The organism is Pseudalkalibacillus decolorationis (assembly GCF_024609785.1).
GTDB classification, from domain to species: Bacteria; Bacillota; Bacilli; order Bacillales; family Fictibacillaceae; genus Pseudalkalibacillus; species Pseudalkalibacillus decolorationis.
Genome location: NZ_JANHJQ010000010.1, coordinates 121,742 through 139,194 on the forward strand (window position 1 = coordinate 121,742; position 17,453 = coordinate 139,194).

The 17,453-nt window shown below is 39.6% G+C and carries 14 protein-coding genes; 5 read left to right on the plus strand and 9 right to left on the minus strand.

What is annotated here, in order from left to right; all coding sequences use genetic code 11:
• Positions 1 to 195: 195 nt before the first annotated feature.
• Together NON16_RS11605 and NON16_RS11610 are read right to left on the minus strand one after the other, a co-directional pair.
• Entirely contained in the window at positions 196 to 1,365 is a 1,170-nt protein-coding gene (locus NON16_RS11605) for a histidine kinase N-terminal domain-containing protein (RefSeq protein ID WP_257349197.1), read from the minus strand.
• A 112-nt stretch (positions 1,366 to 1,477) separates the two neighbouring features.
• Positions 1,478 to 3,085 carry an amidohydrolase gene (locus tag NON16_RS11610; RefSeq protein WP_257349198.1) on the minus strand — a complete coding sequence of 536 codons (1,608 nt, stop codon included), beginning with the start codon at positions 3,083 to 3,085 and terminating at the stop codon, positions 1,478 to 1,480.
• A 271-nt stretch (positions 3,086 to 3,356) separates the two neighbouring features.
• Between NON16_RS11610 and NON16_RS11615 the strand changes: the two genes are divergently transcribed.
• The 4 genes from NON16_RS11615 (at position 3,357) to ligD (ending at position 7,236) form a co-directional block, all read left to right on the plus strand.
• On the plus strand, positions 3,357 to 4,244 hold the full coding sequence (locus NON16_RS11615; protein WP_257349199.1) for an SDR family oxidoreductase: 888 nt from the start codon (positions 3,357 to 3,359) through the stop codon (positions 4,242 to 4,244).
• Between the two features lie 327 nt (positions 4,245 to 4,571).
• On the plus strand, positions 4,572 to 5,387 hold the full coding sequence (ku, locus tag NON16_RS11620; protein ID WP_257349200.1) for a non-homologous end joining protein Ku: 816 nt from the start codon (positions 4,572 to 4,574) through the stop codon (positions 5,385 to 5,387).
• Positions 5,384 to 6,346 (plus strand): ATP-dependent DNA ligase, encoded by a 963-nt coding sequence (locus tag NON16_RS11625; RefSeq protein WP_257349202.1) that lies wholly within the window; start codon positions 5,384 to 5,386, stop codon positions 6,344 to 6,346. Before ku ends, NON16_RS11625 begins: the two co-directional genes overlap by 4 nt.
• On the plus strand, positions 6,313 to 7,236 hold the full coding sequence (ligD, locus tag NON16_RS11630; RefSeq protein WP_257349203.1) for a non-homologous end-joining DNA ligase: 924 nt from the start codon (positions 6,313 to 6,315) through the stop codon (positions 7,234 to 7,236). Before NON16_RS11625 ends, ligD begins: the two co-directional genes overlap by 34 nt.
• A 543-nt stretch (positions 7,237 to 7,779) precedes the next feature.
• On the opposite strand, the gene NON16_RS11635 is transcribed toward ligD, so the two are convergent.
• The 7 genes from NON16_RS11635 to NON16_RS11665 all read right to left on the minus strand — a co-directional run bounded on the left by NON16_RS11635 (position 7,780) and on the right by NON16_RS11665 (position 15,304).
• Entirely contained in the window at positions 7,780 to 8,721 is a 942-nt protein-coding gene (locus NON16_RS11635; RefSeq protein WP_257349204.1) for a PDR/VanB family oxidoreductase, read from the minus strand.
• Positions 8,722 to 8,734: 13 nt separating this feature from the next.
• The gene (locus NON16_RS11640; protein ID WP_257349207.1) at positions 8,735 to 9,190 is read right to left on the minus strand and encodes a hypothetical protein; all 456 of its coding nucleotides are present in this window, start codon (positions 9,188 to 9,190) and stop codon (positions 8,735 to 8,737) included.
• Positions 9,174 to 10,136: a heme-dependent oxidative N-demethylase family protein gene (locus NON16_RS11645; RefSeq protein ID WP_257349208.1), complete on the minus strand. Its 963-nt coding sequence runs from the start codon at positions 10,134 to 10,136 to the stop codon at positions 9,174 to 9,176. Before NON16_RS11645 ends, NON16_RS11640 begins: the two co-directional genes overlap by 17 nt.
• A 527-nt stretch (positions 10,137 to 10,663) precedes the next feature.
• Positions 10,664 to 11,698, minus strand: a complete 1,035-nt coding sequence (locus tag NON16_RS11650) for a LacI family DNA-binding transcriptional regulator (RefSeq protein ID WP_257349210.1) — start codon at positions 11,696 to 11,698, stop codon at positions 10,664 to 10,666.
• Between the two features lie 83 nt (positions 11,699 to 11,781).
• Positions 11,782 to 12,624, minus strand: coding sequence for a sugar ABC transporter permease (locus NON16_RS11655; RefSeq protein WP_257349212.1), 843 nt, complete (start codon positions 12,622 to 12,624; stop codon positions 11,782 to 11,784).
• Position 12,625: 1 nt separating this feature from the next.
• Positions 12,626 to 13,912 (minus strand): sugar ABC transporter permease, encoded by a 1,287-nt coding sequence (locus NON16_RS11660; RefSeq protein ID WP_257349268.1) that lies wholly within the window; start codon positions 13,910 to 13,912, stop codon positions 12,626 to 12,628.
• 123 nt (positions 13,913 to 14,035) lie between these two features.
• Positions 14,036 to 15,304: an extracellular solute-binding protein gene (locus tag NON16_RS11665; RefSeq protein WP_257349269.1), complete on the minus strand. Its 1,269-nt coding sequence runs from the start codon at positions 15,302 to 15,304 to the stop codon at positions 14,036 to 14,038.
• Between the two features lie 172 nt (positions 15,305 to 15,476).
• On the opposite strand from NON16_RS11665, the gene NON16_RS11670 reads away from it, so the two are divergent.
• The gene (locus NON16_RS11670; RefSeq protein ID WP_257349214.1) at positions 15,477 to 17,249 is read left to right on the plus strand and encodes an alpha-glycosidase; all 1,773 of its coding nucleotides are present in this window, start codon (positions 15,477 to 15,479) and stop codon (positions 17,247 to 17,249) included.
• Positions 17,250 to 17,453: the final 204 nt, after the last annotated feature.

Genomic DNA, 17,453 nt, shown 5'->3' on the forward strand with positions numbered 1-17,453 from the left:
CTGCTCTTTGCCTCATTAGAGCCGTTAAACTGGCCAAATTACTCAAATACAACTTGTTCCTTAATCACAAATCAAAAAAGCCAGCTCGAAAGCTGACTCATAAAAAGCGTTTAATAGACTAAAGTCATGATTATCGAATTAACAAGGGCTGTAATAAGATTGTTTTGCGAATTTATTTTTTACAAATGAATTATTTTATAAGTCATGTGATTGGGCTCCTATCTCATTTGCTTTAGGAAAGCATAATAAAAAAGTGGTTTCCTGATCAGTGGAGTTAACCTGGATTTTCCCCAAGTGTTTCTCGACAATTTGCTTACATACGGACAAACCAAGGCCTGTTCCTAATTGTTTAGTCGAAATAAATGGTTCAAAGATATCCTCAAGCAAGTGTGTGGGGATTTTCGAACCATTATTTGCAATTAATAAGTAGAGCACCTCACCTTCGTTATATAACTTCAGATCAATAATACGCTCCCTTTCCACTGTTTCAGACAATGCTTCCACTGCATTACACAAAATATTTAAAACAACTTGTTTAAGCTGTTCTTCCACACCGAAAACAGTTAATTGTTCTTCTATTTCACTATTCACATTAATCTGTTCGTCAACGATTCGCGGATACATAAATGAAAGCATGTCCTGAACCACATCCGTGAAAGAGAAAACTTCTGATTCATCATCAATTCCTTTCATTTTCGATAAATATAGAAATTGTGTAATCTTTTCTTGTAAACTTTCCATTTCTCGATTTATGATTTTAAAGAAAGAAGCAGATTCAACACCAGGCGGGGTTTCCCTTTCAATCAATTGAATAAAACCTTTAATCGATGTAAGTGGGTTTCTGAATTCATGGGCAAAGCTTGCTGCTACTTGACCTAGAATTGAAAGTCGGTCACTATGCATCTCTTGAATAAATCGGCTTTTATTCTTAATAATTGAATCCTTTAGCTTGGAATATTCAGTAATAGCATGGTACATATATGAATCGAAAAAGTCGTTGATTAGCAACATAAATCGGAGCTGCTTATCCTTTGGAACATTGGTTTTACTTAGAACTCTATAGACAATAGATCGACCCATATTTATATTTGAAATAAATTCCTCTATATTAACCTGAGCTTCGACCCGTTCCCTCGCGATTTTCTTAGTGAGATTTTGAACTAAAGGCGTCTCTGGATCCTCAACATAAGTTGTTACTAAGCGGATCGTATGCCCTCCGTTCTTAATAATCTCATTGTAAAATGGGTCTTGTGGTGAAATGGAAACAACCTTCAACCATTCCTCGAGAATTGCATCATGGTGGTTATGGAGAAGTTCAATCAATTGACCTGTTTCCTCTAAACTTAATTCGTGTCTAATTTTCATGAGAAACTCTCCCTTTGTGAACTTCCTTCATTATTTCCTAAGGTTATTATAACGAAAAACCCACAAGGAAGACACGCGGTTTAGAGGAATCATCCCACAATTAGGGTCAGAGTTAATTTTTGCGTTTAAATTTCTTTTCTCCACCCACCCATACTTCATTTACTTTGATGCGATACAGCTCCTCTTCCGGCGTTTCTCTTGGATGCATTGATATGAGTAAAAGGTTAGCTTCATAGCCCTCTTCTAGCTTTCCTTTTGAGGTTTCCTGAAACTCTAGATATCTCGGCGTGTACGTAAAAGCCTCTATCGATTCGTCTATTGACAGTTTTTCTTGTGGCATCCACCCTCCCATAGGCTTATGCTGTAAATTTGTACGATTAACAGCACCGAATATGGAGACAAAAGGATTAAGATTTCCAATCGGTGCATCCGAGCTTAACGTAAATGGAATATGATTTCGGGCTAAACTTCCAAAAGAATCGCAGTAAGGTGCTAAGTCTTCTCCCACCCATTCTGCCTTTTTGTCATATTCATCCATTAAAAAGGAGGGCTGTGTTTCAATGTATGGCTTCAATCTCTCCAGCTTTACAAGTAAATCAGGTCCTAATGTTTGGGCGTGAATAATGCGGTGTCTTAATTTTGATACACTTACTTCAACTTGTTCTAGTGCTTCTATTGCTTGTTCTGCTGCTCTGTCACCAATAGCATGCATTGCAACCTGCATCCCATTTTCGGAAGCGATCCTGACGATTTCATTTAATTCTTCTTGTGTATAAACGGTTGTTCCTTTGGTATCAGGTTGATCTTTATATGGTATTCTCATTGCTGATGTATGAAGGCGCTGCGTTCCATCCAAAAATATTTTTATGGCACCCACTTTTACTTTTTCTGTTCCGTCGCCACTCCTACTTTCAAAGCTATCGATGAACTTAACCAACTCTTTTTTATTAAAAATATAATGATGAAGAAACACTTCGATTGGAAGGTTCCCCTCTTTCTCTAGTTCCTGATAGCTTTGCAGCAATGTTTCATATGATTCGATAAAATTTAGATCATCGGTATGAACTGACGTAATTCCTAGTGGTACTAAGTGTGAGATAGCGGCTTGTATGGCTTCTTTTGCATCGTTTTTCGAGCGACCCCGAAAATGTCTCTTTATGAAATGAACAGCAGTATCCTTGAAACGGCCTGTCCAATTTCCTTGTTCGTCTTTTTCAATGAAGCTTTCAGGTACTTTTTCCTTGAAGGATTTTTCTTTCTTAAGAAGATCAATCACAGTATCATTAACGACACATTCATGTCCATCTCTGTGAAGGAAGAACATCGGTTTATCATCGTGGATTTCATCCAAATCTCGTGCGGTCAAGTAATGATCAATATCTGTAAACTGATCATCATCAAAACCCCGTCCAACAATCCAATCATTTTCTTCCATATTCGGATAATACTTACGAACCTCTTTCTTCATCTCTTCCCAACTCGTCACAACGCGAAGGTCCAATTCAATTTTCATTAACCCGTACCTAAGAAAATGAAGATGTGAATCCGTAAAGCTAACCATAAGCGTTTTTTCCTTTGCATCATAAACCTCATTATTCCGTATCGATGTGCGGCCTCTTTGAATTTCAGTGATTTTACCATCCTCAATCACAACATGATATATAGATTCAGGATTATCCATTTTAAATGGTCTATACAATCGTACGTTATCAAGTATCACGTGCCATTCCTCCTAACCTCTCTACTTAATTCACTCCCCTTGCTTTGTGAAACTTAAACATGATTAGAATTATGTAAGACGGTAATAGTATAGTAAACATCTTTCAAAGGTTTTCAAAAGATCATATTAGAGCAACGAAGAAATTCGACAGCTATTATAGGAAGTTCGATTAAACCCACCACGTCCTGTGGTAACATCGAACTGACTAACATCCTGTTAGCCTCCGGGGTTTTTTGAACAACCTCTATTAGAATTGAAGGGAGACTTCAAAATGTATTTTAACAAGTATTTTGCACCAAACACAGACAAACAAACCGGACAACCACCACAGCATCAGAATCACCAGCCTGGTACTGAGGATGAGATGATACCGAAACCACAATCCGAGGATCCAAACTATAAGGGGAGTGGTAAGTTAAAAGGAAAAAAAGCAATAATAACTGGTGGAGATAGTGGTATTGGCAGGGCTGTATCCATTTTGTACGCGAAAGAAGGTGCTGATGTTGCCGTGTTTTACTTAGAGGAACATGAGGATGCGAACGAAACGAAGCGACAGGTAGAACATGAGGGACAAAGATGTCTTTTGATTCCTGGTGATATTGGTGATGAGTCCTTTTGTCGTGATGGAGTCAATCAAGTAGTAGCTGAATTTGGTACAGTTGATATTCTTGTAAACAATGCAGCAGAACAGCATCCTAAAAGTGGGATTGAGGAAATTAGTCAGGATCAACTCGAAAAAACCTTCCGAACAAATATTTTTTCATGCTTTTATATGATTAAATTTGTACTCCCTCATTTGAAGGAAGGAAGTTCAATCATCAACACCACATCGGTGACGGCGTATAAAGGGAACGATAATCTAATCGACTATTCGGCTACTAAAGGTGCGATGGTGGCGTTGACTCGCTCTCTATCTGAGTCACTCGTGTCGAAAGGGATTCGTGTGAACGGTGTTGCACCTGGGCCTATTTGGACGCCACTTATTCCATCTACCTTTAATGCAAAACACGTTGAGAAATTCGGAAAGAACACCCCAATGGGTCGGCCGGGTCAACCGGAAGAACTAGCACCAAGTTATGTCTTCTTAGCGTCAGATGACTCCTCATATGTCTCGGGGCAAATGATTCACGTAAACGGCGGGATAATCGTAAACAGTTAATCACAAAAGCGGAAGCGCCCTGTTCAGGTGCGATAAAGAAAACTAGGCCAGCGCCAAGCATAGCGAAGGCGATTGCCTAAGTTGCACTTATGCTTGAGAGTGCAAGCGCTGGAAATTCTGTAACACAACACGTTTTTTGTGTTTGTGGAAGAATTGAAGCGACCTCGAGCACCTGGGCGCTGGAGCTAGACGATCACAAAAAGCGGAAGCGGCCTCTAAAGAAAACCTAGATAGCCCTAGGTTTTCTTTAATTTGTAAAAAATGGTCATAATGGATTTGTCACTTTCAGCTCACATTAATAGAAAAGGGATGAAAGGGTGCCTCGGTATGCATACGATGTGGAAAGGATCAATTAGCTTCGGTTTGGTTACGATTCCGATTAAACTATTTGCTGCAACTGAAAATAAAGATATTAAAATGAGACAGCTCCATAAAGAATGCCATAACCCAATTAAATACGAAAAAATTTGTCCGGTTTGTGAAAAATCACTTGAGCAAGATGACATCATTAAAGCCTATGAATATGAGTCTGGGAAGTTTGTTGAGCTTGAAAAAGAAGAATTAGACGCCCTTGCCAAGGAACAGACGAAATCAATTGAAATCATTGATTTTGTTAAATTAACAGAGGTTGATCCAATCTATTTTGATCGTTCCTACTTTATCGGACCAGGTGAAAACGGCGGAAAACCTTATACACTTTTGAAACAAGCAATGGATGACTCCGGGAGGATTGGAATTGCTAAAGTAATGATTCGTTCTAAGCAAAATCTCGCTGTCGTTCGTGTTTATGATAAAGGTTTATTATTAGAGACTATCCATTTTCCAGATGAAGTCCGCAATTTTGACCTCGTCCCCGAAATTCCGGAAAACATTGATCTAAACAAAAAAGAAATGGATATGGCGGTACAACTCATTGAACAATTAACGACTGAATTTGACCCTGAAAAATATCATGATGATTATCGGGAATCAGTGAAGGAAGCAATTGAGAGCAAAGTAAAAGGTGAACAAATTACCGTTTCCAAAGATCGCCCTAAAGCAGATGTTGTTGATCTTATGGATGCATTGCAGGCGAGTATCAACGAATCCAAACCGAAAAAGAAGAAAAAAACGACCCGAAAGAAAAAAGCCAGTAGCGAATGAAGCCGATTAAACCTATGCTCCCCACCCTTGTCTCTTCAATACCTGAAGGGGATGAGTGGAACTACGAGGTTAAATTTGACGGGTTTCGCGCACTTTTGCACATTGATCAAGAGCAAATCCTATTTCACAGTCGCAATTTGCACTCCTTTTATGACACGTTCCCTGAAGTGATACAAAGAGCAAAGCAGCTACAACAACAATACTCTGACACCCTTCCACTGATTCTCGATGGAGAGCTTTGTATGTTGGAATCGAAGTGGAAAGCTGATTTTTCGAAAATCCAAAAACGAGGACGCCTTCAGAGAATAGAAAAAATTAAACAGGCTCAGAAACAAAGTCCTGCTACTTATTTAGTTTTTGATCAATTAATGCTTAGCGGCGGGTCAAAGTCTCAAATTCCATTCCACATCCGAAAGCAAACCATGTCTAATTTGATGCAGAGCTTGGAAATACCAGACGTCTCAATAAGTAATCCAAGTACAATTCAATGGATTGAAGCAGAAGCGGAAGGAATATCGTTATTTGAAAAAGTAAGAAAAGAGCGTGGTGAGGGCATCATCGCAAAACGCTTAAATAGCTTCTGGAATCCTGGAAAAAGAACCAGAGATTGGCTGAAAATAAAAGTTGGTTTACGAGGAGTTTTCATCATATCCGGTTATGATCTGAAAAATGGATTTGTTCATGTTGTATTACATGATCACGGTTCCTTCGTATCTTTAGGGTTATTTTCACATGGCCTTGAAGGATCGGAACGGGAAGCACTTATCCAAATAGTAAAAGCGAATCAAATCGAACAAACGGGCAGCTTGATTCGGGTAAGTCCTGGGATCTGTGTCGAACTTGAATTTCTCGAAATTTATGATCAACAGCTTCGTCAACCAAGATTCATTCAATTTCGACTTGATGTTCATTGGGAGGATTGCACATGGGAAGCACTTCAAAAACAGATGGACAATTAAATATTGGTGGTGAAACAATCAATGTTACTAGCCTTGATAAGGTTTTATATCCTCGAAACGGGATCACAAAACAAGCATACCTGCACTATCTCATTCAAATCCACACGTATATGCTTCCTTTTATAAAAAATAGGTGGTTAACAGTTAAACGTTATCCACATGGAATGTATGATGAGTTTTTTTATCAAAAAAATTGTCCTGATTATGCACCGGAATTTGTACAGACTTATGAACACGAAAATATCCGGTACATCGTATGTAACGAATTGCCTGCTTTAATTTGGCTTGGAAATCAACTTGCCCTCGAGTACCACGTACCGTTCAATACGGTCGATACGTCGAGGCCCTCTGAAATCGTTTTTGATCTCGACCCTCCTTCTCGAGATCAATTTCCGCTTGCCGTAGAGGCTGCTATTCAGATAAAGGAACTACTCGATCAGCTTAATCTACACTCATTCGCAAAAACATCAGGGAATAAAGGAATCCAAGTTTATATCCCACTGCCTGAGCGGAAATTCACCTATGATGATACCCGTAAGTTTACACATTTTATTGCAGCGTATTTAGTTGAGCAAAATCCAGAGCAATTTACGATTGAGCGATTAAAGCAAAAGCGGAAATCGAGGTGCTATATCGATTACATACAACATGCAGAGGGAAAAACAATTATCGCTCCTTATTCACTGCGCGGGAATGAAGATGCCCTCGTTGCAACCCCACTAAATTGGAATGAAGTGAAACATGGCTTACAACCAGAACAATTTACGATGCAGAAAGTGCTTCAAAGGATTGCAGTTGGGGAGTGTCCCTTCACTACATTTAATATGGTAAAAGATAAGCAACCATTTCAACGTGTATTGGATGGTCTTGCTGATAGGCGGGATCACTAATAGAGGTTGTTCAAAAAGTCCGGAGGCTAACAGGATGTTAGTCAGTTCGAGGTTGCCACAGGACGTGGTGGGTTTAATCGAACTTCCTATAATAGCTATCGAATTTCTTCGTTACTCGATCTCTCCGGACTTGCACACGGACGTCAACACAAAAATAATTATTTTTGTGTCTGCGATGAGTAATCATAGAAGCTTTCCTTATGCTGACTTCGACGTTAGGCGCACGATGTGAGTCATATCAACGTTGTTACAGGATGTAACGCACTTAGTTGATGATCCTATATTGACGTGAAGTAGTTAGTCGAAGTTCCATATGTACCTGCGTCTACAAGTGTATTCTTGGATGTAAGCTTCCTCGGTACAACTCGTAGTGTTTATGCAAGTACCGCTCGTCGTTACGGTCCTCGAGATTTTCGGGCCTCGGGCTCACACGATGTGAGTCAGTTCAACGTTGTCACAGGACGTGACGAATTTAGTTGAACTTCAGATATTATGGCTCTTTTTGTCCTCCTTTTTGAACATGTACCCAAGTACCGAAAACGCTTAAAGATTAATCCGTAAATGATTGCATCCCCTGGAAACACAACTTAAAAGTTTGTTCTTCTTCTCTTCTTTAGTTAAGAAGGAATCCAAATGTTCAATTTCTCCATCCGTATATTCAACCTCACATGTACCACAAATTCCCATCCGACAAGCGTGCGGCTGTTCAATCCCACGTTCAAGCAATGCTTCTAATAAGCTTTGGTCAGCCCTTACTTTAAACGTCTCATTCTTCTTAACTAATGACACAGTAAAATCAGATCGCACTTGTTTGTTCCCTAGGGATTTAAACCTTTCTACATGAATATGATTCCTTGGATAACTCTGCTCCTTTGCATACATAACCAGTGCATCCATAAATGTTTGAGGGCCACACACATAAATATGAGTCCCAACTTTTCGATGTAGCAATGACTCTTTCATCTGTTTCATTCGTTTCGATCTTTCCATAAAATAGAACGTTGAATGATTGCGAAATTCAGCTTGAATGTAGTCGTAAAAAGCACATTCTTCAATCGAACGTGCAGAGTAATGAAGCTCGTACGAATGACCAATGGTTTTCAAATACGAAAGCATCGAAAGAACAGGTGTAATACCAATACCTGCAGCATAAAAGACATGATGCTTAGCTTTTAAATGTAGTGGAAAATAATTATCTGGAGGTGAAATTGTTATATGTTCCCCCTCTTCAATTTGCTCATGAAGATAGGTAGAACCGCTATTGTAGCCACTTATCTTTTTTACAGCAATCATGAATTCGCTACTCGATTGAAGAGGATTGTTAATAATAGAATAATGTCTTAACCCCATTGGTAAATGAAGTGGAAGATGGGATCCTGGTCCAAATGTCGGGAGATTGCAATAATCAGAGCCGAGCACAAACGTCTTCACCAAATCTGTTTCTTTTTTTATTTGTTTAACTTGCAACTCCATCGGCTCATTCACTACGAACACCCTTTTACTGTATATTAGGAAATCCAAGAACAGCATGGTAGTAATGTGAAAAGTGATCAGAAACCTCAATAAGCTGTCCACAATTTTTACAAACGAAACGACTTGCCTCAACATTATCGTGAATGAAGTGACAACACCCGCAAAACACGTGTTTGACTGACGGTTCATCCTCAAATATGAACATATCTAAGTGAGTGAAATGATATTCAAGGGCTGTTTGAACAATCTCTCTTACGTTAATCGGGGTAGCTCCGATCAATAAATAACAACCGATGGTTTGGTCCAATAATGCTTTTTTCAATTTCACCTTATTAGTTGGCTGGGAGTAAACCAAAGTCTGGAAAGTCTTCTTTCGTGTTTTTAATTCCTCTAAAATCGACTGTAGTCTCGGGTCATCTGGTTGATCGGTAATAGCTAAGTAGGATGATCTATTTAAATTAATTCTATTTATGACGACCATGGCTCCACCCCTTACTAACGTTCTTTTCTAGGTAGTTCATCAAGGGATTTTTATAGTAAGCGATTCCTTTATATTCTGAAATATCATCCGGAAGTGTATCAATGTTTCGGAAAAACCGAGTCAACCAATCCTTTTTTGTGGCCATTTCTTTTAATGAAAGGAGATATGTATGGATCGTAAATAAAACGTCATTCGTCTGGGGTAACCGGTGTAACCGTTGAACTTCAACCCGTAGATGCAATAATTCCTCAACATTTTCTTCTGTCACTTCTAATCTGTGCTTCCCCCATTCCGGAAATGTTTCTAGTGGCGTATCAAGCTTTTCAGTAATCGTTACCGACCAATTCTTCCTCTCCCACGCCATTCCAGGACGGATATGTTTTATAAAGCGTTCTACTTTATCAATAAAGTCAGTCTGATTCACACGAGGAACTGGGGTGTGAATTGACTTGAAATCCAATCCAAACACAAACGCCAGAGACCAATTTGATGGGAAACAAAGCTGCCCTGCATCGAGAAACAATGTACCATCCCGATCCCCCATTAAAATAAGATCCTCTTGAACATGCTTGCCAGCTAAATTGAGCGGTTCATCATCAACCGAAGAAAGATCACGATCCGTGAATCTAACCTCTTCCTCAAGGATATGGTTATTGAACTGGAATTCCTTTCCCTTTTTTCGAAATGAAAAATGGTCGGGTTCATAGAAGGCAAGCTCTGACATAATCAGCTTCAGAATTTCCCATTGCGCTTCTATTGAATGATGAAACGAACGATAACATCGCTCAGGGTACTCTTGAATTAGATTTCTTTTTAATTGGATTTCTGTTTGATAACCTGAAGTCATAGTCACACAACGCGGGGGATCTAGCTGAGTAGAGTTATTTGTGTATTCATAAGAATCTTGTGTGAATGGAAAAGGAAAATCTTGAATTCGTGTTGTCATCCTTCTACACCTACCAACAATCATTGATTTACTCTACCTATTACATTCAAGACCGAAGACAGACATTCCTTTTATTATCCATAGAAAAATGAGACAGACCACGCGTACCAATTTTCCTTCTCCGAACATGGAGTGAAAATCAGCATGGTTTCTGTCTCATTGGGTTCAATAAATTATTTCTTATAGAGGTTGTTCAAAAAGTCCGGAGGCTAACAGGATGTTAGTCAGTTCGAGGTTGCCACAGGACGTGGTGGGTTTAATCGAACTTCCTATAATAGCTGTCGAATTTCTTCGTTACTCGGTCTTTGTGGACTTGCACAGGACGTGCTGACTTCGACGTTTTCACAGGACGTGAAGTACTTAGTCGAAGTTCCATATGTACCTGCGTCTACAAGCGTATTCTTGGATGTAAGCTTCCTCGGTACAACTCGTAGTATTTATGCAAGTACCGCTCGTCGTTCCAGTCCTCAAGACTTTTCGCGTCTCGAACTTCTTGGCTCTTTTTGTCCTCCTTTTTGAACACGCACTTATACATTTGTTCTTAATGGTTGTTCACTTGACTGCCTGATGATGATCCTATGTCCGACTTTAATTTTACTAGGGGGACGATCTGGTTTATCAATAGATTTTAACAGATTATCAACAGCCTGGTATCCGAGTTCATAAATGTTGATATCAACTGAGGTTAGTGAAGGTGTGGCAAGCTCAGCAATCATTGCATTATTAAAGCTCGTTACAGAAACATCCTTCGGAACTTTTACCCCCATATCATTAAACATTCGTAGAACACCGAGTGCCATCAAATCATCGGTAACGACAAGTGCTGTTGGAGGCTCACTAAGTGACATTAACTCGGAAACTGCCTGTTTCCCGCTTTCAAGAGCAAAGTCGGTATTGATAATATATTCACTTCGGTATGGGATACGTGCTACTTGGAGTGCTTTTTCATACCCTAGAAGCCGATCAGTCGTTACAACAAGGTTCACACTTCCTCCTACAAACCCAATCCGTTCATGCCCATTTGATATTAAATGATCGGTTAATTGTCTAGATGCTTTAAAGTTGTCATTATCGACATGACTAATTTTGTTATCGTCTTTATATGGTTTCCCTACAACCATAAACGGGAATTTCTGTTCATATAGATATGCCATAACAGGATCATCCACCCTGGAATAAAGAAGGACGATACCATCGACTCGTCTTCCTTGAACCATCCCAACTACAGCCCTGTAGATTTCTTCTTCCGTTGTACCCGTTGACATTAACAGGGTAAATTCCTTTTCATGTGCCTTCGTGCTGATCCCCCTCAGTACTTCAGGGAAAAACGGATTTTGAAACGCCTTCTCAGCCGAACTTGGCATAACAATTCCAATCGCTTTCGAGGATCGGTTAGCAAGGCTTCTTGCATTAAAATTCGGGTGGTAGCCAAGATACTCCATCGCCTCCCGAACCTTACGTTTAGTCTGTTCACTTATCCGTGGATTGTTCGCAATAACCCGTGATACTGTTGAAGGGGCAACATTTGCAAGCTTGGCAACATCTTTTATGGTTACTGCCATGCCCTCTTCCTCCTATCTCATTATCTAGTCTCTAACTATTTTACCACTGTTTCTAAACTTCTTGCATACGAACCATAAACTGATTAACCTTTTGTTCCTCCAGCTGTCAGTCCAGAAATCAAGTAACGTTGCAGCGACAAGAACAGCAAGGCTATAGGAATGGCAATAAGAACGGCACCTGCAGCAAATTTCGTAAACTCCGCCCCGAACTGTTTCGCGACAAGATTATACAGCCCAACCGCAAGGGTGTATTTATCTTCACTTCGCAAGATGATCTTGGCTAAAATAAAGTCTGCGAATGGTGTTATGAAGCTGAATAAGGCAATAACCGCAAGAATAGGTTTAGCAAGTGGCATAATGATCTGCCAAAAGATCCGGAAATGCCCCGCTCCATCCATTCTTGCGGATTCATCCAACTCTTTTGGAATCGTGTCAAAATACCCTTTTGCTAACCATGTGTTCATTGGCAGTAATCCACCGGTATAAAGTAAAATCAATGCAAGATGGGTATCGATCAATTTGGTCTGTACTGCTAATACATAAATCGCAATCAATGCTGCAAAGTTCGGAATCATTTGTAGAATCAAAAATGTCATCAAGCCATTTTTACGCCCGATAAAACGGTATCTAGAAAATGAATAACCCATTAATGCAATCATCGTAACGGAAAGAATCATCGTAATGGTACAAATTTTCAACGTATTCCAATACCAAAGTAAGTAGTTGCTTTTTTCAAGATCAAACAATTCTTTGTAGTGTATAAAAGTAGCTTTCTTTGGAATCATTGAAGATCCTGAAAGACTATTTCCTGGATTTAACGAGGAACCGACAATCCATAGTACAGGGTAAATTACTATGGCAGCCGCTATAATGATTACAATATATGACAAGGTGAGGCGGATGATTTTTTGTTTTCTTATACTCATATTACATCATATCCTCTTCCTGGAAAGACTTCGTTCTTCTAAACTGCCACAATGCCACAGAAATAACGATTACAGAAAGAACCATCGTGATTGCTGCTGCCTTCGCGTATTGCTTCGATTCAAGAGTCAGGCTATATATCCAAGATATGAGAATGTCTGTAGAACCTGCTGTTTGTCCAGGTACTGGTGGTCCTCCCCCATTAAATAAGAATATGACATTGAAGTTGTTGAAATTAAACGTATATTGCGTTATTAAAATTGGAGCAATCGCAAATAAAATCATTGGCAATGTAATCGTGCGGAATTTTTGCCATATAGAGGCGCCGTCAACAGTAGCTGCTTCATAAAGCTCTTCAGGTATAGATTGTAGAATACCTGTAACCATTGCAAAAATGAATGGGAACCCTAACCACGACTGAATTAAGATCAACGCGACTTTAGCCCAAAAAGGATTCGTTTGCCAAGGAATTGCATCGATCCCGAACAAAGCTAAGATATCATTGTTGATCGTACCGAACGTCACATTGAACATACCTGCGAACACTAGAATCGAAACGAACGCGGGAATCGCCCAAGGTAATATTAAAATCGTTCTGAATAATTTTTTAAACATCAAGTCCTTCTGATTTAATAGAACCGCAAGAAAGACTCCAATTGTAATCTGAATGGTAGTCGCCACAAAGGTCCATATTACTGTCCAAGAAAAGACACTAATAAACGTTTCACGCCACAAATCAAGCTTGAATATATCAATAAAGTTTTGTATTCCTATCCAATCCACTAATTTTGCGGGTGGAGAATGATACAAATCATAATTCGTAAACGCCATCAAGATAACGAATAAGATCGGGAAGATGACAACGAATATTAATAAGAAGACGCCTGGCGAGAGCATTAGATAAGGAAAACCAGTATCGACAACATTCCGGTATTGCTCCCTGATCGAATTCAATTGGAGTCCTTTATCGCGTTTCTTTCCGTTTTCGTATGCATCAAACAAATTCAATGCGTAGATTGATAACCCAAATAGTAACACGATAATAGCAATGATACCCTCTACCATTAAAAAGATGGAGTGGTCACGCGGTAATTCTTCCCCTAACGTAACGATTCCCCATAAACCCATATTCAATAAATCTTTAAACGCAACAATAAAGGAAATCGTCAAAATCAGAAACGCAAATCCCTTTAATAACTGTCGGTTGTAGATTTGGCCTAACCCCGGTATCAGGGACAAGCTGAGTGCTTTTTTCCGGTGTGGCGTCATCATCTCATCTGTATCAGTCATATAGATCCCTGTCCCCTTCCTTACTATGCAACAGATTTTTTTTACCTTGTTAAAGAGGGTGACCAGAAGTGTCAGATTTTCCAATTTCGGTTCTTCACTATCTAAGTCACCTTCTTTATTCACTTATTCTGCTCCAGTGGCCTTAATTTGTGTTTTGATCGTGTTAACAGCGTCCTCAAGTGCTGCTTTTGGTTCTTGCTTACCTGTAACAATCAATTGGAGCGCACTAGCCATCGGCTCCCATACTTGCCCCATTTGAGGAATGTTCGGCATCGGAACGCCACGTTGGGATTGCAGTGCAACAGCACTAGCTGCTTCATTATCGGCAATGATCGGGTCCTCAATTAAAGATTTCACCGGTGGAATCTCTGCTGTTTTTTCGTAACGGATTTTTGCATTCTCCGGATTTGAAATCCATTCCACTAATTTGGTAGCCCATTCTTTGTTTTCTGAATAAGCAGATACGTGCCAGCCTTTTACACCGATAAACGTCTTCGGATATTCCCCGTTCGGAAGCTTCGGAAGTGGTGCTACTCCATAATCGATTCCAGCATCCTTCATAGCTTGAAGTGCCCAAGGACCGTTCATGACAGAAGCAACTTTACCCTCATTGAACAATGCATCCATTGCTGATCCTCCACTTTCACCGATAATACCTTTCGGGAACAGTCCTTCTTCATACCATTTCTGGATGTACTTTGCTCCTTCAATTGCTCCTTTATTGTCCAGACCGATGTCTTTTGGATCAAGTCCGTCAGCTGATTGCTTGAAAACGTATCCTCCATTCGCTGCCATGATCGCGTTGGCAAAATAGAAGTTATCCCATAAGGCGAGAAATCCATAATTATCACCTTTAGTGAACTCTTTCGAAAACTTGTAAAGCTCATCGAATGATTCAGGTGCTTTTTCCATATGTTCTTTATTGTAGATAAATACAGGTGTTTCGGTTGCTTTGGGTAGGCCGTACAATTCACCGTTGAATGTTTGCGCTTGGATGGATGACTCTGTAAATTGATTGACGACATCTTCTTCGACCTTGATCGGTGCGAGAAGCCCTTGTGTTGCTAATGCCCCGATTTGGTCATGAGGTAATGTAAGTACGTCTGGACCGGTTCCTGCAGGGGCATCGAGCGGAAGCTGCTCACGAATCTCATCTGCCATACCAAGCTCTTTATACTCAACCTTAATTCCGTATTTCTCTTCGAAGCTCTTAATCGCAGGCTCAAGCGCAATTCCCTTTTCCTTATCCTCCCAGACGACAAGCTTTTCAGGTTTGTCACTACTTTCCTTCTTTTCTTTATCCTCTGACCCTTCAGAATCCTGTGGTCCACATGCCGCGAGCATTCCAACTGCTAAACTAGCAGTCAATGAAATATTCAAGAACTTTTTCAACATTAAATTGACCTCCCCAAATGATTTAAGTATTCGTGAAAACGTTTGCACTATTAACTGATATTATACCTAGGAGAATAAAATCCTGCAACCGTTTGCATAACATTTTTTATTTTCGTATGATTAAGTTATATTATTGCTAGATTCGTATTAAAAAGAATAGAGGTGTCCAATGATTAAAGAAGCGATCTATCACCGGGCGAAAAATAATTTTGCTTATAGTGTAAACGAGATTGAAGTCGATATTAGACTTCGAACAGCGAAAAATGATGTGAACCATGTAAATGTAATTTATGGGGACCCTTACCTTTGGAAGAATGGTTTGTGGCAAAACACTCAGGCCCATATGCAAAAAGAGGGATCTGATGAACTTTTTGACTATTGGATTGTCAGACTCCACCCTGAATACCGACGTCTCCGTTATGGATTTGAGATTCATTCTAAAAGAGAAGAATTAATTATCTATGGTGAGAAAGGTTTTCTCCGAAAGGATCCAAAAGACACGAATTTCTATTTTTGTTTCCCATTTCTAAACCCTGCTGATGTATTTCGAGCACCTGATTGGGTAAAAAATACGATTTGGTATCAAATCTTTCCAGAACGATTTGCCAATGGTGATCCATCTAATAATCCAAAGGGAACTCTTCCTTGGGCAAGCACCGGACCTACACCAGAAAATTTCTTCGGTGGTGATTTTCAAGGGATTATAGATCATATCGATTACCTTGTCGACCTTGGAATTACAGGAATCTATTTTACACCTATTTTTAAGGCACACTCTAATCATAAATACGATACAATCGATTATATGGAAATCGACCCACAGTTTGGGGATAAAGAAACCTTCAAGGAACTCGTTAAAACTTGTCATCGAAACGGAATAAAAGTGATGCTTGATGCTGTTTTTAATCATAGTGGCTATTATTTTGAACCGTTCCAGGATGTTTTGGAAAATCAGAAACAATCCCGTTTTAAAGAATGGTTTCATATTCGTGATTTTCCGATCGAAACAAATCCTGCTCCTAACTATGATACATTTGCCTTTACGCCTTTCATGCCAAAGTTGAACACTGAAAACAATGAAGTACGTGATTATTTATTGAAGGTTGCCCGCTATTGGATAGAAGAGTTCGATATTGACGGTTGGCGGTTAGATGTGGCTAATGAGGTCGATCATCAATTTTGGCGTGATTTTCGCAAAGTCGTGAAGCGCGCTAAGCCTGAAGCATATATTTTAGGAGAAATTTGGCATGATTCGATGCCATGGCTTCAAGGTGATCAATTTGATGCAGTAATGAACTACCCGTTTACCGATGCATCACTCGATTTTTTCGCGAAAGAAAGGATTGATTCTAAAACATTTGTTGAGAGACTGACAAATGTGCTCGTTTCTTATCCGAAAAATGTGAATGAAGTAGCTTTTAATCTATTAGGTAGCCACGATACGCCGAGGATTCTTACACTTTGTGAAAATAACAAGGAAAAGGTTCGATTATTGTTCTTGTTCCAACTGTCTTTTGTTGGTACTCCGTGCATTTATTATGGGGATGAAATTGGGATGGAAGGCGGACAGGACCCAGGCTGTCGGAAATGTATGATTTGGAATCGCGAGAAACATGAGGACTTTGATCGTAATCTATTATCCTTTGTTTCAAAATTAGTCAGGTTACGAAAAGAGCATAGTGCCTTACAAAATGATGCTTCCTTCTCTTTTATGGAAACAAACAGGGAGACAAATCATCTTATTTACGAAAGAAAAACAATGGATTGTTCATTGCTTTTTGTGTTAAACAATTCTGATGAAAAAATCAATATAACACTACCTGAACGATATTTAACTGGTAATCTTGGAGACTTATGGACAGGAAAACGTATGAATTGCTCAGAAAAAGTAGTGGTGGAGCCATATGGCTTTAGGATAATTGAACGGGGATATTGTTTTTAGCCAGCGTAGACATTAGAAAAATACCGGAAGATTGATTTTTGCCGCGGGAAATTGAATTTTGCCGCGGTATTTTTGATTTACACGCGATAAAACAGATTTTGCCGCGCAATTTCCAATTATGCCGCTTAGAGAGGGTGTTTTGCCCCGATATGCTTGTCCCTTAGGCTTCCTTAATCATCTCATACCACTACTCCCACTTCTGCT

Bases quoted from the DNA above. Each gene is read 5' to 3' on its own strand.
- NON16_RS11615 (WP_257349199.1), top strand. From the start codon at position 3,357: ATGTATTTTAACAAGTATTTTGCACCAAACACAGACAAACAAACCGGA.
- NON16_RS11655 (WP_257349212.1), bottom strand. From the start codon at position 12,624: ATGAGTATAAGAAAACAAAAAATCATCCGCCTCACCTTGTCATATATT.
- NON16_RS11640 (WP_257349207.1), bottom strand. From the start codon at position 9,190: ATGGTCGTCATAAATAGAATTAATTTAAATAGATCATCCTACTTAGCT.
- NON16_RS11625 (WP_257349202.1), top strand. From the start codon at position 5,384: ATGAAGCCGATTAAACCTATGCTCCCCACCCTTGTCTCTTCAATACCT.
- NON16_RS11605 (WP_257349197.1), bottom strand. From the start codon at position 1,365: ATGAAAATTAGACACGAATTAAGTTTAGAGGAAACAGGTCAATTGATT.
- ku (WP_257349200.1), top strand. From the start codon at position 4,572: ATGCATACGATGTGGAAAGGATCAATTAGCTTCGGTTTGGTTACGATT.
- NON16_RS11645 (WP_257349208.1), bottom strand. From the start codon at position 10,136: ATGACAACACGAATTCAAGATTTTCCTTTTCCATTCACACAAGATTCT.
- NON16_RS11660 (WP_257349268.1), bottom strand. From the start codon at position 13,912: ATGACTGATACAGATGAGATGATGACGCCACACCGGAAAAAAGCACTC.
- NON16_RS11650 (WP_257349210.1), bottom strand. From the start codon at position 11,698: ATGGCAGTAACCATAAAAGATGTTGCCAAGCTTGCAAATGTTGCCCCT.
- NON16_RS11670 (WP_257349214.1), top strand. From the start codon at position 15,477: ATGATTAAAGAAGCGATCTATCACCGGGCGAAAAATAATTTTGCTTAT.
- ligD (WP_257349203.1), top strand. From the start codon at position 6,313: ATGGGAAGCACTTCAAAAACAGATGGACAATTAAATATTGGTGGTGAA.